Source organism: Streptomyces curacoi, from assembly GCF_001513975.1.
In the GTDB taxonomy this organism is placed as follows: domain Bacteria; phylum Actinomycetota; class Actinomycetes; order Streptomycetales; family Streptomycetaceae; genus Streptomyces; species Streptomyces curacoi.
In genome coordinates, this window is the sequence record NZ_KQ947985.1 from 68,931 (window position 1) to 90,456 (window position 21,526).

Annotated in this window: 18 protein-coding genes and 4 tRNA genes; 10 read left to right on the forward strand and 12 right to left on the reverse strand. The window is 68.9% G+C overall.

The window, feature by feature from the left end; genetic code table 11:
- Positions 1–655: 655 nt before the first annotated feature.
- Positions 656–1,006, reverse strand: coding sequence for a metallopeptidase family protein (locus AQI70_RS05735; protein ID WP_003999986.1), 351 nt, complete (start codon positions 1,004–1,006; stop codon positions 656–658).
- An 85-nt stretch (positions 1,007–1,091) separates the two neighbouring features.
- Here AQI70_RS05735 and AQI70_RS05740 point away from each other — a divergent pair, with 85 nt between their 5' ends.
- From AQI70_RS05740 to AQI70_RS37050, 7 genes are all read left to right on the forward strand, one after another.
- Positions 1,092–2,654 (forward strand): metallophosphoesterase family protein, encoded by a 1,563-nt coding sequence (locus AQI70_RS05740; RefSeq protein WP_062145193.1) that lies wholly within the window; start codon positions 1,092–1,094, stop codon positions 2,652–2,654.
- A gap of 80 nt (positions 2,655–2,734) precedes the next feature.
- A tRNA-Glu gene (locus tag AQI70_RS05745) sits at positions 2,735–2,807 on the forward strand.
- 37 nt (positions 2,808–2,844) lie between these two features.
- Positions 2,845–2,919 (forward strand) — tRNA-Asp (locus tag AQI70_RS05750).
- A gap of 25 nt (positions 2,920–2,944) precedes the next feature.
- Positions 2,945–3,018 (forward strand) — tRNA-Phe (locus AQI70_RS05755).
- A 146-nt stretch (positions 3,019–3,164) separates the two neighbouring features.
- A complete protein-coding gene (gene hrpA, locus AQI70_RS05760) occupies positions 3,165–7,142 on the forward strand; it encodes an ATP-dependent RNA helicase HrpA (RefSeq protein ID WP_062145195.1) in 3,978 nt (1,325 codons plus the stop codon).
- A 94-nt stretch (positions 7,143–7,236) separates the two neighbouring features.
- A tRNA-Asp gene (locus tag AQI70_RS05765) sits at positions 7,237–7,311 on the forward strand.
- A gap of 180 nt (positions 7,312–7,491) precedes the next feature.
- A complete protein-coding gene (locus AQI70_RS37050; RefSeq protein ID WP_078504169.1) occupies positions 7,492–7,686 on the forward strand; it encodes a DUF6274 family protein in 195 nt (64 codons plus the stop codon).
- A gap of 494 nt (positions 7,687–8,180) precedes the next feature.
- Here the strand turns inward: AQI70_RS37050 and bldC are convergent, their stop codons facing one another.
- Both bldC and AQI70_RS05775 read right to left on the reverse strand, forming a co-directional pair.
- Positions 8,181–8,387: a developmental transcriptional regulator BldC gene (bldC, locus tag AQI70_RS05770; protein WP_003949541.1), complete on the reverse strand. Its 207-nt coding sequence runs from the start codon at positions 8,385–8,387 to the stop codon at positions 8,181–8,183.
- A 574-nt stretch (positions 8,388–8,961) separates the two neighbouring features.
- Positions 8,962–9,804, reverse strand: a complete 843-nt coding sequence (locus AQI70_RS05775) for a DUF8083 family protein (RefSeq protein ID WP_062145197.1) — start codon at positions 9,802–9,804, stop codon at positions 8,962–8,964.
- 221 nt (positions 9,805–10,025) lie between these two features.
- Between AQI70_RS05775 and AQI70_RS05780 the strand changes: the two genes are divergently transcribed.
- Both AQI70_RS05780 and AQI70_RS05785 read left to right on the forward strand, forming a co-directional pair.
- Positions 10,026–11,114, forward strand: coding sequence for a Leu/Phe/Val dehydrogenase (locus AQI70_RS05780; protein WP_062145199.1), 1,089 nt, complete (start codon positions 10,026–10,028; stop codon positions 11,112–11,114).
- A gap of 313 nt (positions 11,115–11,427) precedes the next feature.
- On the forward strand, positions 11,428–11,679 hold the full coding sequence (locus AQI70_RS05785) for a DUF3073 domain-containing protein (RefSeq protein ID WP_003999979.1): 252 nt from the start codon (positions 11,428–11,430) through the stop codon (positions 11,677–11,679).
- A gap of 69 nt (positions 11,680–11,748) precedes the next feature.
- On the opposite strand, the gene purM is transcribed toward AQI70_RS05785, so the two are convergent.
- The 9 genes from purM to purS form a co-directional block, all read right to left on the reverse strand.
- Positions 11,749–12,816, reverse strand: coding sequence for a phosphoribosylformylglycinamidine cyclo-ligase (gene purM, locus AQI70_RS05790; protein ID WP_062145201.1), 1,068 nt, complete (start codon positions 12,814–12,816; stop codon positions 11,749–11,751).
- 45 nt (positions 12,817–12,861) lie between these two features.
- On the reverse strand, positions 12,862–14,391 hold the full coding sequence (purF, locus tag AQI70_RS05795) for an amidophosphoribosyltransferase (protein ID WP_062145203.1): 1,530 nt from the start codon (positions 14,389–14,391) through the stop codon (positions 12,862–12,864).
- A gap of 71 nt (positions 14,392–14,462) precedes the next feature.
- Entirely contained in the window at positions 14,463–15,233 is a 771-nt protein-coding gene (locus AQI70_RS05800; protein WP_062146442.1) for an META domain-containing protein, read from the reverse strand.
- A 93-nt stretch (positions 15,234–15,326) separates the two neighbouring features.
- Complete coding sequence (locus AQI70_RS05805) at positions 15,327–16,124, reverse strand: maleylpyruvate isomerase family mycothiol-dependent enzyme (protein WP_062145205.1); 798 nt, start codon at positions 16,122–16,124, stop codon at positions 15,327–15,329.
- A 9-nt stretch (positions 16,125–16,133) separates the two neighbouring features.
- Positions 16,134–16,967: a M23 family metallopeptidase gene (locus AQI70_RS05810; RefSeq protein WP_062145206.1), complete on the reverse strand. Its 834-nt coding sequence runs from the start codon at positions 16,965–16,967 to the stop codon at positions 16,134–16,136.
- Positions 16,968–16,988: 21 nt separating this feature from the next.
- Positions 16,989–17,489, reverse strand: a complete 501-nt coding sequence (locus AQI70_RS05815) for an ArsR/SmtB family transcription factor (RefSeq protein WP_062145208.1) — start codon at positions 17,487–17,489, stop codon at positions 16,989–16,991.
- A 113-nt stretch (positions 17,490–17,602) separates the two neighbouring features.
- The gene (gene purL, locus AQI70_RS05820; protein WP_062145210.1) at positions 17,603–19,861 is read right to left on the reverse strand and encodes a phosphoribosylformylglycinamidine synthase subunit PurL; all 2,259 of its coding nucleotides are present in this window, start codon (positions 19,859–19,861) and stop codon (positions 17,603–17,605) included.
- Positions 19,858–20,538 carry a phosphoribosylformylglycinamidine synthase subunit PurQ gene (gene purQ, locus AQI70_RS05825; RefSeq protein ID WP_062145212.1) on the reverse strand — a complete coding sequence of 227 codons (681 nt, stop codon included), beginning with the start codon at positions 20,536–20,538 and terminating at the stop codon, positions 19,858–19,860. The genes purL and purQ overlap by 4 nt, the downstream gene beginning before the upstream one ends.
- Positions 20,535–20,798 (reverse strand): phosphoribosylformylglycinamidine synthase subunit PurS, encoded by a 264-nt coding sequence (gene purS / locus AQI70_RS05830; RefSeq protein WP_003999970.1) that lies wholly within the window; start codon positions 20,796–20,798, stop codon positions 20,535–20,537. Before purS ends, purQ begins: the two co-directional genes overlap by 4 nt.
- A gap of 311 nt (positions 20,799–21,109) precedes the next feature.
- On the opposite strand from purS, the gene AQI70_RS05835 reads away from it, so the two are divergent.
- Entirely contained in the window at positions 21,110–21,427 is a 318-nt protein-coding gene (locus AQI70_RS05835; RefSeq protein WP_003999969.1) for a histone-like nucleoid-structuring protein Lsr2, read from the forward strand.
- The last annotated feature ends 99 nt before the right edge of the window (positions 21,428–21,526 follow it).

The following is a 21,526-nucleotide window of genomic DNA, read 5'->3' on the forward strand; positions in this document are numbered from 1 at the left end:
CACCGCCCCACCGTCACGCCGGCGCCCCCGCAGCCGGCGCCGGCTCCCGCTGAGCGAGCTGCGGCCCCGTCTCCTCATGCGCCGAAGACGACGGCTCGGCCTGCGTCGGAGTCGGCGAGGCGGACGTCGGCTGCACCGTCGGCGTCGGCTCCGGATCCGGCGTCCGCGTGGGCGTCGGCTCAGCCGGACGCGTCGGCTCCGGCTCCTCGCTCTGCCCCGGCCTCTCCGGCCCGCCCGCCGCAGGAGCCGACGCGCTCACCTCCGCCGACGGCGAAACCGAAGCAGACGCCGACTCCCTGGCCCCACCCTTCCCCTCGTCCTTGCCCTTGCGCTTCTCACCGGCCCGCTTGCCGTCATCCGCACGCGCCCCCTGCCCCGACCCGGCACCCGACACCGCCGAACCACCATCGGGCGCCTCACCGCCCCCCTGCCCGGCGGAACGCGACGGCTTCACACCCCCACCTCCGTCGTCATCGCCCACACTCATGCAGCCGGCGGCAGCGGCCACGGCCATGACCGTGACGGCCAGACGGACGGGTACGTACAAGGGGCGCACGGAAGCCACCTCCAAGGGCGGGCGAAGAAGTCAACCTGCCCAACTCCCGCCGCCCACAAGAGGACACGCGCCCCGCACCACCCACTCCCCGGCGCCCGATCACCCATACCCGAGCGCATGCAACCGAGCATCGTCGATCCCGAAGTGATGCGCGATCTCATGCACCACAGTCACCTCGGTCTCCTCGACGACCTCCTCCCGCGTCTCACACATCCGCAACGTCGGCCCCCGATAGATCGTGATCCGATCCGGCAGCACACCGGCATACCACTCCCCGCGATCGGTCAGCGGCGTCCCCTCGTACAGCCCGAGCAGCTCCGGATCATCCGCAGGCGGCTCGTCCTCGACGAACACCGCGACGTTGTCCATCAACCGCGTCAACTCCGGCGGAATCCGGTCCAGCGCCTCGGCAACCAGTTCCTCGAACTCCTCGCGCGTCATCTCCAGCACAGGCCCATTGTCGGGTACGACACAGCCACCAACGAGCCGCCGACAGCCCCGCATATCCACCCCCGCACTTGGGCATACGGGACCAATGGCCCGCGTCCCCGCCGCAGTCATGAAAATCTTCCGCCCCCTCCCCAGGGCCCCGCGCGCCCTCGCCCACCGCTACGCCACCCGCCGCCCCCTCCCCACCCCCGAACTCGTCACCCAGCCCCACCCCTGGACCCGCACCCTCGGACTCGTCACCGTCGTCCTTCTCGGCGCCTGGCTCGGCCTGCTGATCGTCGGCAACGTCCGCGTCCCCGTCGGCCCCATGAACACCACCATGACCCTGCGCCCGTCCCTCACCGGCGGCACAAAGATCAACATCTCCCCGCTCGGCGCCCTCCAACTCGACAGCCACATCGCCCCCGTCCGCCTGGACGTCAACGTCGACCAACTCGACCCCGCCCGCGCCCAAGCCCTCGTGGACCACCCCGAACGCCTCTCCGGCCTCCAGGACGAAGTCACCCAGGACATCACCCACGGCACCCGCGACCTGGCCCTGCGCTCCTGCGTGGCCGTCGTCTCCGGCGCCACCGCCCTGGGCCTCGCCGTCTACCGCCGCCCCCGCCGCGCCCTCGCCGCCGGCGGCCTCGCCCTCACCCTCCTGGCGGCCTCGGGCGGCACGGCATTCGCCACCTGGAACCCCGAGTCCGTCCTGGAACCGAAGTTCTCGGGCCTGCTGTCCTCCGCCCCGTCCCTGGTCGGCAACGCACGCAGCATCGTCACCGAATTCGACGTCTACCAAAAGGAATTGGCCCGCCTGGTCACCAACGTGACCAAGCTCTACGACGCCACCTCCACCCTCCCCGCCTACGCCCCCGACCCGTCCACGATCCGCGTCCTGCACGTCTCCGACATCCACCTCAACCCGGCGAGCTGGAAGATCATCGCCTCGCTCGTCGACCAGTACAAGGTCAACGTGATCGTCGACTCCGGCGACACCATGGACCACGGCACAGCCGCCGAGAACGGCTTCCTGGACCCCATCGAGGACCTCGGCGCCCCCTACGTCTGGGTCCGCGGCAACCACGACTCACGAGTGACCCAGCGCTACCTGGAAGGCCTCAAGAACGTCCACGTCCTGGACGACGGCAAGGCCAAAACCATCGCCGGCCTGCGCTTCGCCGGCATCGGCGACCCCCAGTTCACCCCCGACCGCTCCACCGTCCCCGGCGGCGACGCCGCCAACGAACTGGCAGGCGCCCGCCTGGCCACCTCCCTGCGCGACCAGAAAGCCGCCGGCACCCCCGTCGACGTCGCCATCGCCCACGAACCAGTGGCAGCACGCCACACAGACGGCGAAGTCCCCCTCACCCTCGCCGGCCACGTCCACCACCAGGAAATGGAACTCCTGCCATACGGCACCCGCCTCCGCATCGAAGGCTCCACAGGCGGCAGCGGCCTACGCGCGGTCGAAGGCAAACACCCCGACCCCATCCAGACCTCGATCCTCTACTTCGACCGCGACACCCGCCGCCTCCAGGCCTGGGACGAGATCGAACTCGGCGGCCTCGGCCTCACCACGGCAGAGGTACGCCGCCACCTCGTCGAGGAGAACCAGCCAGGCACACCCGACTCCCCCACCCCGACTCCGAGCCCCTCTCCGTAAACCGTTTTGGCGATACCTCCCGCCATCCCATATGCTTCTCACGTCCCCGACGCGCTGAGAAGCGCCCAGGCGGGCCGATAGCCCTCATCGTCTAGCGGCCTAGGACGCCGCCCTTTCAAGGCGGTAGCACGGGTTCGAATCCCGTTGGGGGCACGCAGTACGGTGTGCGACACTGTCGTACACATCGCTTGGTCCTGTGGAGCAGTTTGGAGTGCTCGCCACCCTGTCAAGGTGGAGGCCGCGGGTTCAAATCCCGTCAGGACCGCAAAGGCTTTACAAAAGGCCTTGACGGCTGGGTAGCTCAGTTGGTACGAGCGTCCGCCTGAAAAGCGGAAGGTCGCCGGTTCGACCCCGGCCCCAGCCACCGTCAGGACAGCCCCTCCGGGATCTCCCAGAGGGGCTGCTTCCATGTGCTCCGCGTCGCGGACCCCGCTCCACCGCCGGAGGCAAAACCGCCGGAGGCAAAAGCGTTCGCCATGGATTTCGCCGGGATGAGATCCTGGATCGCGTATGTCTACGCAGCCTGCCCCCGCCCTCGGCCCCCTCGCCCCCCGTCTGACCGAGCTCTCCCTGCGCGATGCGCATCGGCTCGGTCGGCGGCTCGAAGGTGCGCGCAAGATCCGTAAGCCGGAGGCGCGGGCCGCCGTGCTCGCGGAGATCGAGGCGGAGATCGCCAGGGGTGAGGAGCGTATCGCCGCGCGGCGCACCCGTGTGCCCGCCGTCAGGTATCCCGAGCAGCTGCCCGTCAGTCAGAAGAAGGACGACATCGCGGCCGCGATCCGTGATCACCAGGTGGTGATCGTGGCGGGTGAGACCGGGTCCGGTAAGACGACCCAGATTCCGAAGATCTGTCTTGAGCTCGGGCGTGGTGTGCGCGGCATGATCGGGCACACGCAGCCCCGCCGTATTGCCGCTCGTACGGTCGCGGAGCGGGTGGCCGAGGAGCTGGACACTCCGCTGGGCGAGTCGGTCGGCTGGAAGGTTCGTTTCACCGATCAGGTGAATCCGGACGCCACGTTTATCAAGCTGATGACCGACGGCATCCTGCTCGCCGAGATCCAGACGGATCGTGAGCTGCGTGCCTACGACACGATCATCATCGACGAGGCCCATGAGCGGTCTCTCAACATCGACTTTCTGCTCGGGTATCTGGCCCAGCTGCTGCCGAAGCGGCCGGATCTGAAGGTCGTCATCACGTCGGCGACCATCGATCCCGAGCGTTTCTCCCGGCACTTCGGTGATGCGCCGATCATCGAGGTGAGCGGGCGGACGTATCCGGTGGAGGTGCGCTACCGGCCTCTCCTCGAAGAGGACGGCGATGACGCGGACCGGGATCAGATCACCGCGATCACGGACGCCGTCGAGGAGCTGATGGGTGAGGGGCAGGGCGACATTCTGGTCTTCCTCTCAGGGGAGCGGGAGATCCGGGACACGGCGGACGCCCTGACGAAGAAGCAGTACCGCTTCACCGAAGTCCTGCCGCTCTACGCCCGTCTCTCGCACGCCGAGCAGCATCGTGTCTTCCAGCCGCACACCGGTCGCAGGATCGTTCTGGCGACCAACGTCGCCGAGACCTCCCTCACGGTGCCCGGTATCAAGTACGTCATCGACCCCGGCTTCGCCCGGATCAGCCGCTACAGCCATCGCACGAAGGTCCAGCGGCTGCCGATCGAACCGATCTCCCAGGCCAGTGCCAATCAGCGCAAGGGCCGCTGTGGGCGGACGAGTGACGGAATCTGTATCCGGCTGTACTCGGAGGACGATTTCCTCGCCCGCCCGGAGTTCACGGACGCGGAGATCCTGCGGACGAACCTGGCTTCCGTGATCCTGCAGATGACGGCGGCCGGTCTCGGCGACATCGAGAAGTTCCCGTTCATCGATCCGCCGGATCATCGCAACATCCGTGACGGTGTGCAGCTCCTGCAGGAGCTCGGTGCGCTGGATCCGTCGCAGAAGGACGTGCGCAAGCGGCTGACGGACACCGGTCGCAAGCTGGCTCAGCTGCCGGTCGACCCGCGGCTGGCCCGCATGGTGCTGGAGGCCGACCGGAACGGCTGTGTCCGCGAGGTCATGGTCATAGCGGCCGCGCTCTCCATCCAGGATCCACGGGAGCGTCCCGCCGACAAGCAGACCCAGGCGGACCAGCAGCATGCCCGTTTCAAGGACGAGACGAGCGACTTCCTCGCGTATCTGAATCTCTGGCGGTACATCCGTGAGCAGCAGAAGGAGCGCGGTTCGTCGTCGTTCCGCCGGATGTGCAAGCAGGAGTATCTGAACTTCCTGCGCATTCGCGAATGGCAGGACATTTACTCCCAGCTGCGGACGGTTGCCAAGCAGATGGGCATCCACCTCAACGAGGACGACGCCCCCGCCGACCGTATCCATGTCTCTCTGCTCGCCGGTCTCCTCTCCCACATCGGTATGAAGGATGTGAAGGAGTCCAAGGACTCCGGCGCCGGCGCGCGCAAGGACGGCGGCCGCAACGAGTATCTCGGTGCCCGCAACGCGAAGTTCGCGATCTTCCCGGGTTCGGCCCTGTTCAAGAAGCCCCCGCGCTTCGTGATGTCGGCGGAGCTGGTGGAGACGAGTCGCCTGTGGGCCCGGGTCAACGCGAAGATCGAGCCGGAGTGGGTGGAGCCGCTCGCCGGGCACCTTCTCAAGCGCACGTATTCGGAGCCGCACTGGGAGAAGGACCAGGCGGCTGTGATGGCGTACGAGAAGGTCACGCTGTACGGCGTTCCGATCATCGCGCAGCGCAAGGTCAACTACGGGCGGGTCGATCCGGAGGTCAGCCGCGAGCTGTTCATCCGCAACGCCCTGGTCGAGGGTGACTGGCGCACCCACCACAAGTTCTTCGCGGACAATCGCAAACTCCTCAGTGAGGTCGAGGAGTTGGAGCATCGTGCGCGGCGCCGGGACATCGTCGTGGACGACGAGACGCTGTTCGACTTCTATGACCAGAGGGTGCCCGAACACGTTGTGTCCGGCGCGCACTTCGACTCCTGGTGGAAGCGCAAGCGGCACGAGCAGCCGGACTATCTGGACTTCGAGCGGGAGATGCTCATCCGGGAGTCGGCCGAGGCGGTCACCAAGTCGGACTATCCGGACTCCTGGCGTCAGGGGCCGTTGAAGTTCCGGGTCACGTACCAGTTCGAGCCGGGTGCGGACGCGGACGGTGTCACGGTCCACATCCCTCTTCAGGTGCTGAACCAGGTCACGGACGAGGGTTTCGACTGGCAGATCCCGGGTCTGCGTGAGGAACTGGTGACGGAGCTGATCCGTTCTCTCCCCAAGCCGATCCGCCGCAGTTACGTGCCGGCGCCGAACTATGCGAAGGCGTTCCTGGAGAAGGCGGTGCCTTTGCAGGAGCCGCTGACGGTGACCATGGCGCGGGAGCTGAGGCGCATGGTCGGTGTCCCGTTCACGGCGGACGACTTCGACTGGTCGAAGGTTCCGGATCATCTGCGCATCACGTTCCGGATCGTCGACGAGCGGCGTCGCAAGCTGGCCGAGGACAAGGATCTGGAGGCTTTGAAGCTCCGGCTGAAGCCGAAGGCGCGCAAGGCCCTCTCGCAGGCCGCGGCGGCCACCGCGTCCCGCGAGGGCGGCGAGTCCCTGGAACGCGAGGGTCTGGCCGACTGGACCATCGGCACGCTCACCCGTGTCTTCGAGACCCGGCGGGCCGGCCAGCCGGTGAAGGCGTACCCGGCGCTGGTGGACGACGGGGACACGGTGTCGGTCCGCCTCTTCGACACGGAGGCGGAGCAGGCGCAGGCGATGTGGAAGGGCACGCGTCGGCTGATCCTGCGCAACATCCCGGTGAATCCGGCGAAGTTCGCGTCCGAGAAGCTGACGAACGCCCAGAAGCTGGCCCTGTCGGCCAATCCGCACGGCTCGATCCAGGCGCTCTTCGAGGACTGTGCGATGGCGGCGGCGGACAAGCTGATCGGTGACTTCGGGGGGCCGGCGTGGGACGAGGAGTCGTATCGGAAGCTGTACGACCGGGTGCGGGCCGAGATCGTCGACACGACGGTCCGTACGGTGGCGCAGGTGCAGCAGGTCCTCGCCGCCTGGCAGGCCGCTGAGCGCCGTCTGAAGGCCGTACGCAGCCCTGCGCTGCTCGCGAACCTCACGGACGTACGGAAGCAGCTGGACGCCCTTGTACGGCCCGGTTTCGTGACGGAGGCGGGTCTGCGGCGTCTGCCCGACCTGATGCGGTACCTGATCGCGGTGGACCGTCGGCTGCAGCAGATGCCGACGAACGTCCAGCGCGACACGACCCGCATGGAGAAGGTCCACGAGATGCAGGACGAGTACGCCTGGCTCCTGGAGCAGATGCCGCAGGGCCGTCCGGTCCCGCAGCAGGTTCTGGACGTGCGCTGGATGCTGGAGGAGCTCCGCGTCAGTTACTTCGCCCATGCGCTCGGTACGGCGTACCCGATCTCCGACAAGCGGATCGTGAAGACGATCGACGCGCTGGCGCCGTAACGGGGCGTGTACGTTGGGTGAGTTCGACCAGGGGGCTCACCCTCCTGTACAGTCTCTTCTCGCAGCGCAACGCAAGAATCGCGCAGCGAAACCTGGTCCTGTGGAGCAGTTTGGAGTGCTCGCCACCCTGTCAAGGTGGAGGCCGCGGGTTCAAATCCCGTCAGGACCGCAGCGAAGGAAGAAGGCCCGCACCCCCTGGGGTGCGGGCCTTCTTCGTGTCCGGGGGCCTGGGCCTGGCAACTAGGCCCTGAACGCCCCCGGCGGAGCTCCGCGCCACCTTGACGGAGTCACATTCGCTCGGTACCCAGAACTCAGGGCACCTTTCCGCGTGACCCCCCGGAGGTGGCGTATGGCGGCATCGGCTAGGCACGAGACGCGGGCACTTCTCCGCGCGCACCTGGCGGCCGCCTCCTCGTATCGGCATCTCACCCGCCACTGCCCGATCTGCCATCACCTGTTGCGGCTGGCGATGGCTTCTCCTCCGCGTACCGCTCGGACAGTCCCGGACGAGGTCGTCGAGGACGAGACGCCGTCCACCGCGTGACCGTCGCCGGCGCCAACTGCCGCCTGTCATGGGGGCTCTGGAGCACTCGGCTCCCTGTAGCGCACATAGGCCGGGGGCAACAAGCACTGTGGCATGTGACGGGTGTCACCGCATGAGTTTCTGGAAGTGCGGTACTTACACCCCACCTACAACTGGTCAATTTAATATGTGCAATTGCACCAGCTTCCAGGGGTCGCCCGCCGCGCCCCCGTGACCGTCCAGGGCGCGTCCACAGGAGACCCGACACCCCTCCCCAGAGTCCGACAAGCCCGCCCACAGGAGTGCCGGCCGGCACACGGTCCGCGCACAAAAAAGATCGCGCTGGACCCGGCGGAGTCCAGCGCGATCGACGACGCACCCTTGTTGCGTGCCTGCAGTGCTCTGTTCGGCTTGGGCGTGGGCTCTGTTGGGGCAGAACCCGCGTCGCTTGGAGCTAGGGTTCGGGCGCCGCGGCAGTTGGGGGAACTGCCGGTTTGCCCGGGTTATGCAGTTGTTCAGGCCTCGCTGCGCTGCTGCGGGATGCCCGCCAGCAGAGCGCGGACCTCGGCCTCGCGGTAGCGGCGGTGCCCGCCGAGCGTACGGATGGACGTGAGCTTCCCGGCCTTCGCCCACCGCGTGACCGTCTTGGGGTCGACGCGGAACATGGTGGCGACCTCAGCCGGGGTCAGCAGCGGCTCGGCATCAGGGGTGCGAGCGGTCATGAGCGGCCTCCTCGGGAGAACCGAACCTTCTCGGTTCTTTCCTCTAAATTCTGCACCTTGACCCGCGTTGCCCGAAATGGCGGACGCGAGTCGAGTCGGTTATAGGACGAACGGCTTGTCCTCGGCACTACAACTACACCATCTGTCCAGCCGCGTCGGCCAAACCGATGGAATTGCCCTCCCAGGTGTTCATCAGCGACGGAAGCCGATGGACCATGCCATAGCGGACAGTCACGCCACTGTGACGATCAGTCACAGTGGCGTGCAGGAGTCTCAAGACCCCCCAAAGCGTGCAATGTCGAGAGAGAGCCCTCCCCGGACTCCTTGTCCTATTTTGGCACGAGGAGGGGTTACCGGCGCAAGGGCCGCGTACGTGCGGTCCGTCACGCTTACGCGCGTTGAAGCACTCTTGACGGATACGCCCGGATCGGACCCTACGTCCGTTGTTGACGAGACATCAGGAACCTCAGTGCGAGCACGAAACCCCAAAACGGGCGTCTCGTCAAACGCCAGTTCGTTACGTCACACCGGTTCCGCCCGCCGGCCCCTCGCCCCGGATCACCCGGCGGACCGCTCAGTTCGCCGACCGCCGGTCCCGCACTGCCCGCCAGCGCTCCACGAGCCGCCCGTAGGCCGCCCCCGCGGCCGCCCCGTCACCGTGCCGCAGCGCCTCGATGCCGTCGGCCACATCGGCCGCCGAGTGATCGTCCTCCAGGTCGCCGGCCGACAGGGTGTGCACCAGGCCGCCGTAGTCCAGCTCGACCAGCGAGCGCGGATGGAACTCCTCCAGCCAGCGCCCGACGTCCACCAGGCCGTCGATGAGCGGCCCCTCGTCGATGGCGTCCCTCAGCGTCCTCAGGGCCCGCGCCACCCGCCGCCGGGCCTGCACCATCGGCGTCCGGTAGCGCAGCATCGGCGGGATCTCGGCCGAGCCCTTCTCGAAGCGCCGCTCCTCGTCCGACACCAGCACGAACCAGTGCAGGGGCACCTGCCAGGTCGAGGTGCGGATCCAGGGCCGGGCGTCCGGGTTGCGGGCCAGCCAGCGCTCGTAGTCCTGAGCCGCCTGGCGCCGTACGAGGGGCGGCAGCACCGCGTCCAGGACCGGCTTGGGCAGCTCCTCGCCCAGCTCCCCGAGCGCCTGCCAGCCCCGCAGCCGGGTCCGCCACGGGCACACGCACAGCACCCCGTCGACCTCCAGCACGAAGGCGTCGCTGCTCTCGTGCACCGGCACCGCAATGGGCGGGGTGGGCAGCAAGTCGGCGAGGGAGCGGCGCAGTTCGTCCTGGTACGAGGGGCGGTCGGGGCGGCGGGCGTAGCGGGCCCAGTGATCGCGCTCGGGCTCCGGGAAGGCGGCCAGCGGTTCGTACACGCGCAGATAGGTCGCGTACGGGACGACCACCGAGGACACCTTGGGCACGCCTGCTCTCTCCCCTGCCGTCTGCCGGGAAAACCTGCGGGACCCGCTGACAAACCAGCGGGAAAACTATGCAAATCGTCGCACGGCCTTACTCCAGGAGTAGGTGATCCTGAGCACTGCGGGATGGGTGGGCGCTCGCGGGTCTAATCTCATGCTCACAGCCCCCGCCACCCGTACGGGAGCTCGCTCCGATCGCCGCAACGTACTCAGGAGTCACCACAGTGACCGACGTAACACACGGCGTCCTGCACACCCTCTTCCACTCGGATCAGGGGGGTCATGAGCAGGTCGTGCTCTGCCAGGACCGCGCCAGCGGCCTCAAGGCCGTCATCGCCATCCACTCCACCGCCCTGGGCCCCGCGCTGGGCGGTACGCGCTTCTACCCGTACGCGACCGAGGAGGAGGCCGTCGCCGACGCCCTGAACCTCGCGCGCGGGATGTCGTACAAGAACGCCATGGCCGGGCTCGACCACGGCGGCGGCAAGGCCGTGATCATCGGGGACCCGGACCGGATCAAGACCGAGGAGCTGCTGCTGGCCTACGGCCGGTTCGTGGCCTCGCTGGGCGGTCGCTACGTCACCGCCTGCGACGTCGGCACGTATGTCGCCGACATGGACGTCGTGGCCCGTGAGTGCCGCTGGACGACCGGGCGCTCCCCGGAGAACGGCGGCGCGGGCGACTCCTCCGTGCTCACCGCCTTCGGCGTCTACCAGGGCATGCGGGCCTCCGCCCAGCACCTGTGGGGCGACCCGTCGCTGCGCGGCCGCAAGGTCGGCATCGCCGGTGTCGGCAAGGTCGGCCACCACCTGGTGGAGCACCTGCGGGCGGAGGGCGCCGAGGTCGTCATCACGGACGTGCGCGAGGAGGCCGTGGGCCGGATCCTCGCGGCCCATCCGACGGGCGTGACGGCCGTCGCCGACACCGCGACCCTGATCCGCGTCGAGGACCTCGACATCTACGCCCCGTGCGCGCTCGGCGGGGCCCTGAACGACGACACCGTGCCGGTGCTGACCGCCAGGGTGGTGTGCGGCGCGGCCAACAACCAGCTCGCCCACCCGGGCGTCGAGAAGGACCTCGCCGACCGCGGGATCCTCTACGCGCCCGACTACGTGGTGAACGCCGGCGGTGTCATCCAGGTCGCCGACGAGCTGCACGGCTTCGACTTCGAGCGGTGCAAGGCGAAGGCCGCGAAGATCTACGACACCACGCTGGCCATATTCGCACGTGCGAAGACGGACGGGATTCCGCCGGCCGCCGCGGCCGACCGGATCGCCGAGCAGCGGATGGCGGAGGCGCGCGGGGCACGCTGATCCGCCTGCGTCGCGGGGCCAGCCCGATAACACGGGTTTGGCCGGTACCCGTCGGTGGAAGTTGGAGAGAACTCTCACTTCTACCGGCGGGTCGACCGCCGATAAGTGGTTAAAATCGCGGTTGACCAGCGAGGACAGGGCACCTCGAAGGTCCTGTGCACACGCCTGTGCTGCGGGCGACGTACCGTATGGGCGCGGGCTCAGGTACCGTGGAAGCCCTACGGACCGGCCTCTCCACGGAGAGTCCGTTCCGGATCATGAACGCGTGTCAGACTCTGGGGCCGTCGAGCCCCGTCGTTGAGGGGGTCGAGCCATGGGGCGCGGCCGGGCCAAGGCCAAGCAGACGAAGGTCGCCCGCCAGCTGAAGTACAACAGCGGTGGGACTGACCTCTCACGCCTGGCTGAAGAGCTGGGCGCATCGACATCGAATCAGTCGCCGAACGGCGATCGTTTCGAGGACGATGAGCAGGACGACGACGACCTGTACTCGAAGTACGCCGACCTCTATGGGGACGACGACGAGGATCAGGACGAGGACCCCTCGGAGCAGCGTCGCGGCGCTTGACCTTGCATTGAGCACTCACCCGGTCGGTGACCTCGGTCACCGACCGGGTTCTGTGCTGCCTGCGGGGCTTCAGCTCGCGTAGTCGCCCACCAGGGCCGCGCCCGACTCGTGGTCACCGCGGTCGGTGATCTCGCCGGCGACCCAGGCGTCCACGCCTCGGTCGGCCAGCGTCGCGAGGGCCACGTCCGCGGACTCCTCCGGCACGATCGCGATCATGCCGACGCCCATGTTCAGGGTCTTCTCCAGCTCCAGGCGCTCGACCTGACCGGTCTTGCCGACGAGGTCGAAGATCGGGGCCGGGGTCCAGGTGGAGCGGTCGACGATCGCGTGCAGGGTGTCCGGGATCACCCGGGCCAGGTTGGCCGCGAGGCCGCCGCCGGTGACGTGGCTGAAGGCGTGGACCTCGGTGGTGCGGGTGAGGGCCAGGCAGTCCAGCGAGTAGATCTTGGTCGGCTCCAGCAGCTCCTCGCCGAGGGTGCGGCCGAGCTCGTCGATCCGTGCGTCCAGGGCCAGGCCGGCCTCGTTCAGCAGGACATGGCGGACCAGCGAGTACCCGTTCGAGTGAAGACCGGACGCCGCCATGGCGATCACCGCGTCACCCGTACGGATGCGATCCGGGCCCAGCAGCCGGTCGGCCTCCACGACGCCCGTACCGGCGCCCGCCACGTCGAAGTCGTCCTCGCCCAGCAGACCCGGGTGCTCGGCCGTCTCACCGCCCACCAGGGCGCAGCCGGCCAGCACACAGCCCTCGGCGATGCCCTTGACGATGGCGGCGACCCGCTCGGGGTGGACCTTGCCGACGCAGATGTAGTCGGTCATGAACAGCGGCTCGGCGCCGCACACCACGATGTCGTCCATGACCATGGCGACCAGGTCGTGGCCGATGGTGTCGTAGACGCCCAGCCGGCGCGCGATGTCGACCTTGGTGCCCACACCGTCGGTGGCGGAGGCGAGCAGCGGGCGCTCGTAGCGCTTGAGGGCGGAGGCGTCGAAGAGGCCGGCGAAACCGCCGAGGCCGCCGAGGACCTCGGGGCGCTGGGTCTTCTTCACCCACTCCTTCATCAGCTCGACCGCGCGGTCGCCCGCTTCGATGTCGACGCCCGCGGCTGCGTAGCTGGCACCAGTTGTCTCAGACATGGCTAATGAGAACCTTCGTGTCGTACAGCAGGTATTGCGGGCTGTCTACGGACGGCGGATCGCGTCGGCGGCGGCCGTGGCGGCCGGGCCGGCGGCCAGCTCCGTCTCCAGCAGCTGCTTGCCGAGCAGCTCGGGGTCCGGGAGCTCCATCGGGTACTCGCCGTCGAAGCAGGCGCGGCACAGGTTCGGCTTGGCGATGGTGGTCGCCTCGATCATGCCGTCGATGGAGATGTACGCCAGGGAGTCGGCGCCCAGCGAGGTGCCGATCTCCTCGATCGTCATGCCGTTGGCGATGAGCTCGGCGCGGGTGGCGAAGTCGATGCCGAAGAAGCAGGGCCACTTCACGGGCGGCGAGGAGATCCGGATGTGGACCTCGGCGGCGCCCGCCTCGCGGAGCATGCGGACCAGGGCGCGCTGGGTGTTGCCGCGCACGATCGAGTCGTCGACGACGACCAGACGCTTGCCCTTGATGACTTCCTTCAGCGGGTTCAGCTTCAGGCGGATGCCGAGCTGGCGGATGGTCTGCGAGGGCTGGATGAACGTACGGCCGACGTACGCGTTCTTGACCAGGCCGGCGCCGAAGGGGATGCCGGACGCCTCCGCGTAGCCGATGGCGGCCGGGGTGCCGGACTCCGGAGTCGGTATCACCAGGTCGGCCTCGACCGGGGCTTCCTTGGCCAGGCGGCGGCCCATCTCCACGCGGGAGAGGTAGACGTTGCGGCCGGCGATGTCGGTGTCGGGGCGGGCCAGGTAGACGTACTCGAAGACACAGCCCTTGGGCTTCGCTTCCGCGAATCGGGAGGTGCGCAGGCCGTTCTCGTCGATGGCGACGAACTCGCCCGGCTCGATCTCGCGGACGTAGCTGGCGCCGACGATGTCGAGGGCGGCGGACTCGGACGCGGCGACCCAGCCGCGCTCCAGGCGGCCGAGGACCAGCGGGCGAATGCCCTGCGGGTCGCGGGCGGCGTAGAGGGTGTGCTCGTCCATGAAGACGAGGCTGAAGGCGCCCTTGACCTGCGGGAGGACCTGGTGGGCGGCCTCCTCGATGGTCAGCGGCTTGCCGTCCTCGTCGACCTGGGCCGCGAGCAGCGCGGTCAGCAGGTCGGTGTCGTTGGTGGCCGCCACGCGCGGCGTGCGGCCGCCTTCCTGCTTGGGCAGGTCGGCGACCATCTCCGCGAGCTGGGCGGTGTTGACGAGGTTGCCGTTGTGGCCGAGCGCGATGGAGCCGTGCGCGGTGGCGCGGAACGTCGGCTGGGCGTTCTCCCACACGGAGGCGCCGGTGGTCGAGTAGCGGGCGTGTCCGACCGCGATGTGACCCTGGAGCGAACCGAGCGAGGTCTCGTCGAAGACCTGGGAGACGAGGCCCATGTCCTTGAAGACGAGGATCTGGGAGCCGTTGCTGACCGCGATTCCCGCGGATTCCTGGCCCCGATGCTGGAGGGCGTAGAGCCCGAAGTACGTGAGCTTTGCGACCTCTTCGCCCGGAGCCCAGACACCGAAGACGCCGCATGCGTCCTGGGGGCCTTTCTCGCCGGGGAGCAGATCGTGATTGAGTCGACCGTCACCACGTGGCACGCCACCGAGTGTAGGCGAGATCGACCACTGGTCCGAATTGGGGAATACCTGATCAGCGCTGCCGTAAAGGATCACTCAGCGGCGGTGGCGTTGATGTGCTCGCCGTTTTCGCTGGTCAGGACGAGATTGCGGTGATCCAGTTCGTACTTCACCGTGCCGTCGAAGAGGCCCAGGAGAGTCTTCTCCGTATTCATGAGTGAGGTGTCGCACATCATGCGCGTGGTGGACGCGGTGCCGAGCGTGATACGGCCGTCGCGGACCGTCGCCTCGGCCTTCACCTTGTTGCAGCCGAGGCTGCCGCCGACCTGTCCGGTCTTCTCGTCGAAGGTGAGGTGGGCCTTGCCGTCGGTGTCGGGGCTGGTGATGGTCCACTTCGTGCCGTAGAAGGGGGCCGCCTCCTGCTTGGTGAGGGTGACGCGGTCGCCGTCGGCCGTGGTGAGGGTCAGGCGATCGCTCGTGAGGGAGGCGGTGAGGTCGCCGTCGGAGAGGGTGCGGGCGAGGCTCTCCTCGAAGGCCGGGGGGACGCCCTCGCAGGCCATCTCGGTCGCCCTCATCCGGTCGAAGGTGACGTGGTTGTCCTCGAAGGCGGCTTCGGCGCCGAAGTTGTTGCAGCCGAGGTTGCCCTTGACCTTGCCGCCGTCGGCGATGCGCAGGTAGGCGTCGCCCGGCGCCTTGCTCCTCTTTCCGTCGACGGTGATGTCCTCGACGGCCCAGTGGACGCCCGTCGCGGAGGCCGACACGCCGGCACCGACCGAGTCGCTGCCCGCCTTCTCGCTGCCGCAGGCGACGGCGAGCGGGAGGAGGGTCAGCGCGGTGAGGGCGGCCAGTCGCTGCTTGTCCATGCCGAGTGTGTTCATGCCGGTGGGACGGGAGGGACACGGGACCGGTTCCGCTCGGTTCCGCTTGCCGGCCGTCACGGTTGCGCTTGCCGGCCGTCACCCCATGAGCGGCAGCAGCCCGCCCAGGTCGGCCCGCTCCCCGCTCGCGCTGACCTTGGCCTGCGCGAGGGCCTCCCGCCACCCCGTCCGCCCGGTCGCGAGCCGGATCCAGGTCAGCGGGTCGGTCTCGACGACGTTCGGCGGGGTCCCCCGGGTGTGCCTCGGCCCCTCGACGCACTGCACGACCGCGTACGGCGGGATCCGCACCTCGGTCGAGCCGCCGGGCGCCTTGGCGGCGAGGGCGTCGGCGAGGAGGCGGGTACAGGCGGCGAGGGCCTGACGGTCGTGGGGGATGCCGAGGCCGGGGACGGCCGCGTTCAGGTCGTCGGTATGGACGACGAGCTCGACGGTACGGGTGACCAGGTAGTCGGCGAGGGTCATCGCGCCGGTTCGGGCGGCGAGGAGGCGGTCGCCGGGCGCGTCCGCGAGCCGTTGCCTCAGGCGTTCCTCGGTGCGGGCGTAGAGGGCGTCGAGGTCGGGGCTGGCGGCGGCCAGGTCACGGGTGCCGTCGGCGATGTCACCGGCGCGGGCGGCGGTGGCGAAGGGCCACTCCAGGAGGGTGAGCTCGGCCTTCGCCGGCTCGTCCCGGTCGAGGTTGCGGCTGACGGTCTCCACGGCCATGGTCACGTGCGCGGCCAGGTCCCGTACGGTCCAGCCCGCCAGGCGGGTGGGGAGGGCGAGCTGCTCGTCCGTGAGGGTGCGTACGGCCTGCCGTACGTTCCCGAACTGGGTGAGCACCGCGGCGCGGATCTTGGCGGGGTCGTAGGTACGGGCGCGCTTCTTGGCCGGGGACATGGCGGCAGCCTATGCGGGCTGCGATGTTGTCGTGGGCACCTCGAAGGTCTCGCGGTTGCGGGGGACGCCGATGCCGCGCCAGGTGAAGGGGACGCCGCGGGCGGTGTCCGGGTCGGGGCCGTCCATCAGCTGGAAGTGGAGGTGGGGCTCGGTGGTGTTGCCCGAGTTGCCGCAGCGGGCCAGCGGCTGTCCGGCGGTCACCCGGTCGCCCTCGCGGACGGTGAGCGAGCCGCGTCGCAGGTGGGCGTAGAGCGCGTAGGTGCCGTCGCCGAGGTCGAGGATCAGGTGGTTGCCGACGATCCGCCTGACGCCGGCCAGGTCGCGCACGGACGCCTCCACGGCCATCAGGTACAGCAGCGCGGGCAGCGAGGTGCGGCTGAGGTGGTCGCGCTGGCTGTCGACGGCCCGGACGACGGTGGCGTCGGCCACGGCGAGGAGCGGGGCGCCGAACGCCGGGAAGGCGTCGGCTCGGCGGGCGAGCGGCCACAGCATGCGGAAGCCGGGACGGGTGTCCGGCTCGGGCTCGGCGACGACGTCGATGGCGTAGGTCTGGCCGTAGGCGTGGGTGCCGTGGCTCGGGGTGCGGTCGGCCGGGCTGTTCAGCGCGAGCCAGCGGCCGGTGACGGGCGGGTCGACCTCGACCGGTTCCCGGGCCGCGCGGGGACTGTCCGGTGCGCCGCCCCACCTGTGGGCCACGACGAGGATCAGGTAGGACAGGGCGATCGGCGCGAAGTTCCACCACCAGGGATAGCCCAGGTCCAGTGCGGCGTGGGCGATCACCAGGCCGATGAACGTCAGCTGCAGCAGGCGGTAGACGATCTTGACGAGTTTGCGTGCGGACAACGTTCCCCCAGTTCGGTTCGGTTACGGGCGGGCCGCCGACAGCGCCACCAGCAGCGGTACGACCCGCCCCGGCGGCACCTCGTAGCGGCCGCGGCCGGTCGTGTGGAGCCAGCCGGTGCCGGTGAGCTGGCGCAGGTGGTGGTAGATCTGGCCGGTCGTGCCGATCTCCTCCAGTGCGGCCAGTTCTGCCGCGGTGCGCCGGCCGCCGATGACCTCGCGCAGCAGCCGCAGCCGCACCGGATGGCCGAGCGCCGCGAACGACTCGGCGGCGCCCGCCCAGTCGTCGTCCAGCAGGCCCTCGGTCAGCGCGCCGTGCTGCCACTCGTACTGCTCCCCGGTCGGCAGCCGAACGGCGCCGGTGAACAGCACTCCTCCGTCGGCCGCTTTCAGCTGCGCCAGCTGCTCCTTGAGCCCCTGCAGGGCCCAGAAGTCACCCTCGCCGAGGCGGGGGGCGGTGTGCTGCGCGTTCTCCAGCGCTGCCAGCCGTCGCTCCAGGTCGGCGACGCGTTGCTCGAGTTCCACACCTCGATATTACGGAACTACGTAATTACGTGCAAGCAGAGAATCGCGCGCGGACCGGCGCACGACGAAGCCCCCGCCCGGCGGACCGGACGGGGGCTTCGGGGGTACGGAACTCAGGCGAGCAGCGCCGGGATGGTCTCCTCGTGGGCCTTCCGCAGCTCCTCCAGGGTGAGCGCGAACTCGCCCTGGAGCTCGACACGGTCGCCGTCGACGACACCGATACGGGTGGCCGGCAGGCCCCGCGCACCGCACATGTCGTTGAAGCGGACCTCCTCGGAGCGCGGCACGGCGACGACCGCACGCCCCGCCGACTCGGAGAAGAGGAAGGTGAAGGCGTCGAGCCCGTCCGGAACGATCAGGCGGGCGCCCTTGCCGCCGAGCAGCGCCGACTCGACGACCGCCTGGATCAGGCCGCCGTCGGACAGGTCGTGCGCGGAGTCGATCATGCCGTCGCGAGAGGCGGAGATCAGGATCTCGGCGAGCAGGCGCTCGCGCTCCAGGTCGACCTTGGGCGGCAGCCCACCGAGGTGGTCGTGCACGACCTGCGACCAGGCCGAACCGCCGAACTCCTCACGCGTGTCGCCGAGGAGGTAGAGCAGCTGGCCCTCCTCCTGGAAGGCGACCGGCGTACGGCGCGCCACGTCGTCGATCACGCCCAGGACCGCCACCACCGGCGTGGGGTGGATGGCCGCCTCGCCCGTCTGGTTGTAGAGCGAGACGTTGCCGCCGGTCACCGGCGTGCCGAGCTGCTGGCAGGCGTCCGCCAGTCCGCGCACCGCCTCCGCGAACTGCCACATCACCGCCGGGTCCTCGGGCGAGCCGAAGTTCAGGCAGTCGGAGACCGCGAGCGGCTTGGCGCCGGTCGTGGCGACGTTGCGGTAGGCCTCGGCGAGGGCCAGCTGGGCGCCCGCGTACGGGTCCAGCTTGGCGTACCGGCCGTTGCCGTCGGTCGCGATGGCGACGCCGAGGCCGGTCTCCTCGTCGATGCGGATCATGCCGGAGTCCTCGGGCTGGGCGAGGACGGTATTGCCCTGCACGAAGTGGTCGTACTGCGAGGTGATCCACTTCTTGGAGGCCTGGTTCGGGGAGCCGACCAGCTTCAGGACCTGGTCCTTCAGCTCCTCGCTCGTCTCCGGCCGCGGCAGCTTGTTCGCGTCGTCGGCCTGGAGCTCGTCCTGCCAGGACGGGCGGGCGTACGGGCGCTCGTAGACCGGGCCCTCGTGCGCCACGGTCCGCGGGTCGACGTCGACGATCTTGCCGCCGTGCCAGTAGATCTCCAGGCGGTCGCCGTCGGTGACCTCACCGATGACGGTGGCGATGACATCCCACTTCGCGCAGATCTCCAGGAACCGGTCGACCTTCTCCGGCTCGACGACCGCGCACATGCGCTCCTGCGACTCGCTCATGAGGATCTCCTCGGGCGAGAGCGTCGAGTCACGCAGGGGTACGTCGTCCAGGGTCACGCGCATGCCGCCGGAGCCGTTGGAGGCCAGCTCGGAGGTGGCGCAGGACAGGCCCGCCGCGCCCAGGTCCTGGATGCCGACGACCAGCTTCTCCTTGAACGCCTCCAGGGTGCACTCGATGAGGAGCTTCTCCTGGAAGGGGTCGCCCACCTGGACGGCGGGGCGCTTGGAGGGCTTCGCGTCGTCGAAGGTCTCGGAAGCGAGGATCGACGCGCCGCCGATGCCGTCACCGCCCGTGCGGGCCCCGTACAGGATGACCTTGTTGCCCGCGCCGGAGGCCTTCGCGAGGTGGATGTCCTCGTGCCGCATGACGCCGATGGCACCGGCGTTGACCAGCGGGTTGCCCTGGTAGCAGGAGTCGAAGACGACCTCGCCGCCGATGTTGGGCAGGCCCAGACAGTTGCCGTAGCCGCCGATGCCGGCGACGACGCCGGGCAGGACGCGCTTGGTGTCGGGGTGGTCGGCGGCGCCGAACCGCAGCGGGTCCACGACCGCGACCGGCCGGGCGCCCATCGCGATGATGTCGCGCACGATGCCGCCGACGCCGGTGGCCGCGCCCTGGTAGGGCTCGACGTACGACGGGTGGTTGTGCGACTCGACCTTGAAGGTGACCGCGTAACCCTGGCCGACGTCCACGACACCGGCGTTCTCGCCGATGCCGACGAGCATCGCGTCGGACTCGGGGGCCTTCTCGCCGAACTGGCGCAGGTGCACCTTCGACGACTTGTACGAGCAGTGCTCGGACCACATGACCGAGTACATGGCGAGCTCGGCACCGGTGGGCCGGCGGCCGAGGATCTCGACCACGCGCTCGTACTCGTCCTTCTTCAGGCCGAGTTCGGCCCAGGGCAGCTCGACGTCGGGGGTCGCGGCCGCGTGCTCGACCGTGTCCAGTGGCGTCCGGCTCATGCGTTGACCAGCTTCTTGAGGATCGAGGTGAAGAAGGGGAGGCCGTCGGTGCGGCCGGTGCCGATGAGCGGCTCCACGGCGTGCTCCGGGTGCGGCATCAGGCCTACGACGTTGCCGGCCTCGTTGGTGATGCCGGCGATGTCGTTGAGCGAGCCGTTCGGGTTGAAGTCGAGGTAGCGGAAGGCGACGCGCCCCTCGGCCTCCAGCTTGTCCAGCGTGTACTGGTCGGCCACATAGCGGCCGTCCATGTTCTTCAGCGGGATGTGGATCTCCTGGCCCTGCTCGTAGTCGCTGGTCCAGGCCGTGCCCGCGTTCTCCACCCGCAGCTTCTGGTCGCGGCAGATGAAGTGCAGGTGGTCGTTGCCGAGCATGCCGCCGGGCAGCAGATGGGCCTCGGTGAGGATCTGGAAGCCGTTGCAGATGCCGAGGACCGGAAGGCCGGCCTTCGCCTGCTCGATGACGGTCTCCATCACCGGCGAGAAGCGGGAGATGGCGCCGGCCCGCAGATAGTCGCCGTAGGAGAAACCGCCGGGCAGCACCACGGCGTCGACCTGCTTGAGGTCCTTGTCCTTGTGCCAGAGGGCGACCGGTTCGGCACCCGCGAGGCGGATCGCGCGCTGGGTGTCCCGGTCGTCGAGGCTCCCCGGGAAAGTGACGACGCCGATACGAGCGGTCACTTCACGGCCTCCGCGACTTCCTCCACCTTGACGGTGAAGTCCTCGATCACGGTGTTGGCGAGGAAGGATTCCGCAAGATCGTGGATGCGGGCGAGCGCGGCCTCGTCGACCGGCCCGTCAACTTCCAGTTCGAAACGCTTTCCCTGACGTACGTCGGAGATGCCTTCGAAACCCAGCCGCGGCAGTGCGCGCTGCACCGCCTGGCCCTGGGGGTCGAGGATCTCCGGCTTGAGCATGACGTCGACTACGACGCGTGCCACTGGCACTCCCGGTGTGTGGTGCTGAGCAGGTTCCTTCAGACTACCCGCACAAAATTTCTACGCGAGTAGAGTTGTAGGAACCTACGTGACAGCCGTCACGATGGGGTATCGAGGGGGCGCGTTCACGAAAAGTTACGGGAAAGATCCCCGATCAACCGCAGATAGCTATTGCGCTCGGACACGCGGACAGATTTAGTCGGGCTTCACATTGCATTGCCGGGCACTGTACAAATGAATTGGCAAAAAGCCGAAGACTCGGCACGTCATCCCAGCTGAGCTGTATGAGGTGCCGGACGAAGGGACCGATATTCGTGGCGCAGAAGGTCGTGGTCACTCTCTTTGACGACATCGACGGCTCAGAAGCGGCGGAAACGATCGCCTTCGGACTCGACGGCAAGTCGTACGAGATCGACCTGAATGAAGCCAATGCCAAGAAACTGCGTAAGGCGCTCGCGCCGTACGTGGAGGCCGGCCGCAAGCGGTCGAAGTCAGGCAAGGCGTACAAGCAGACGGAGGTCGCCCCGGACCCGGCGGCCGTCCGGGCCTGGGCCCAGGCCAACAAGCTGGAGGTGCCGGCCCGCGGCCGGATCCCCAAGAAGGTCTACGAGGCGTTCGCCGCTGCGCGGTGACGCAGGCCGGGATGGCGGCTCAGGGCCCGTCAGCGGGCCCTGGGGGCAACCGACTTGCGCTACCCCCCTGCAGATCAGCTAATGTCTGGGGCACGCCGC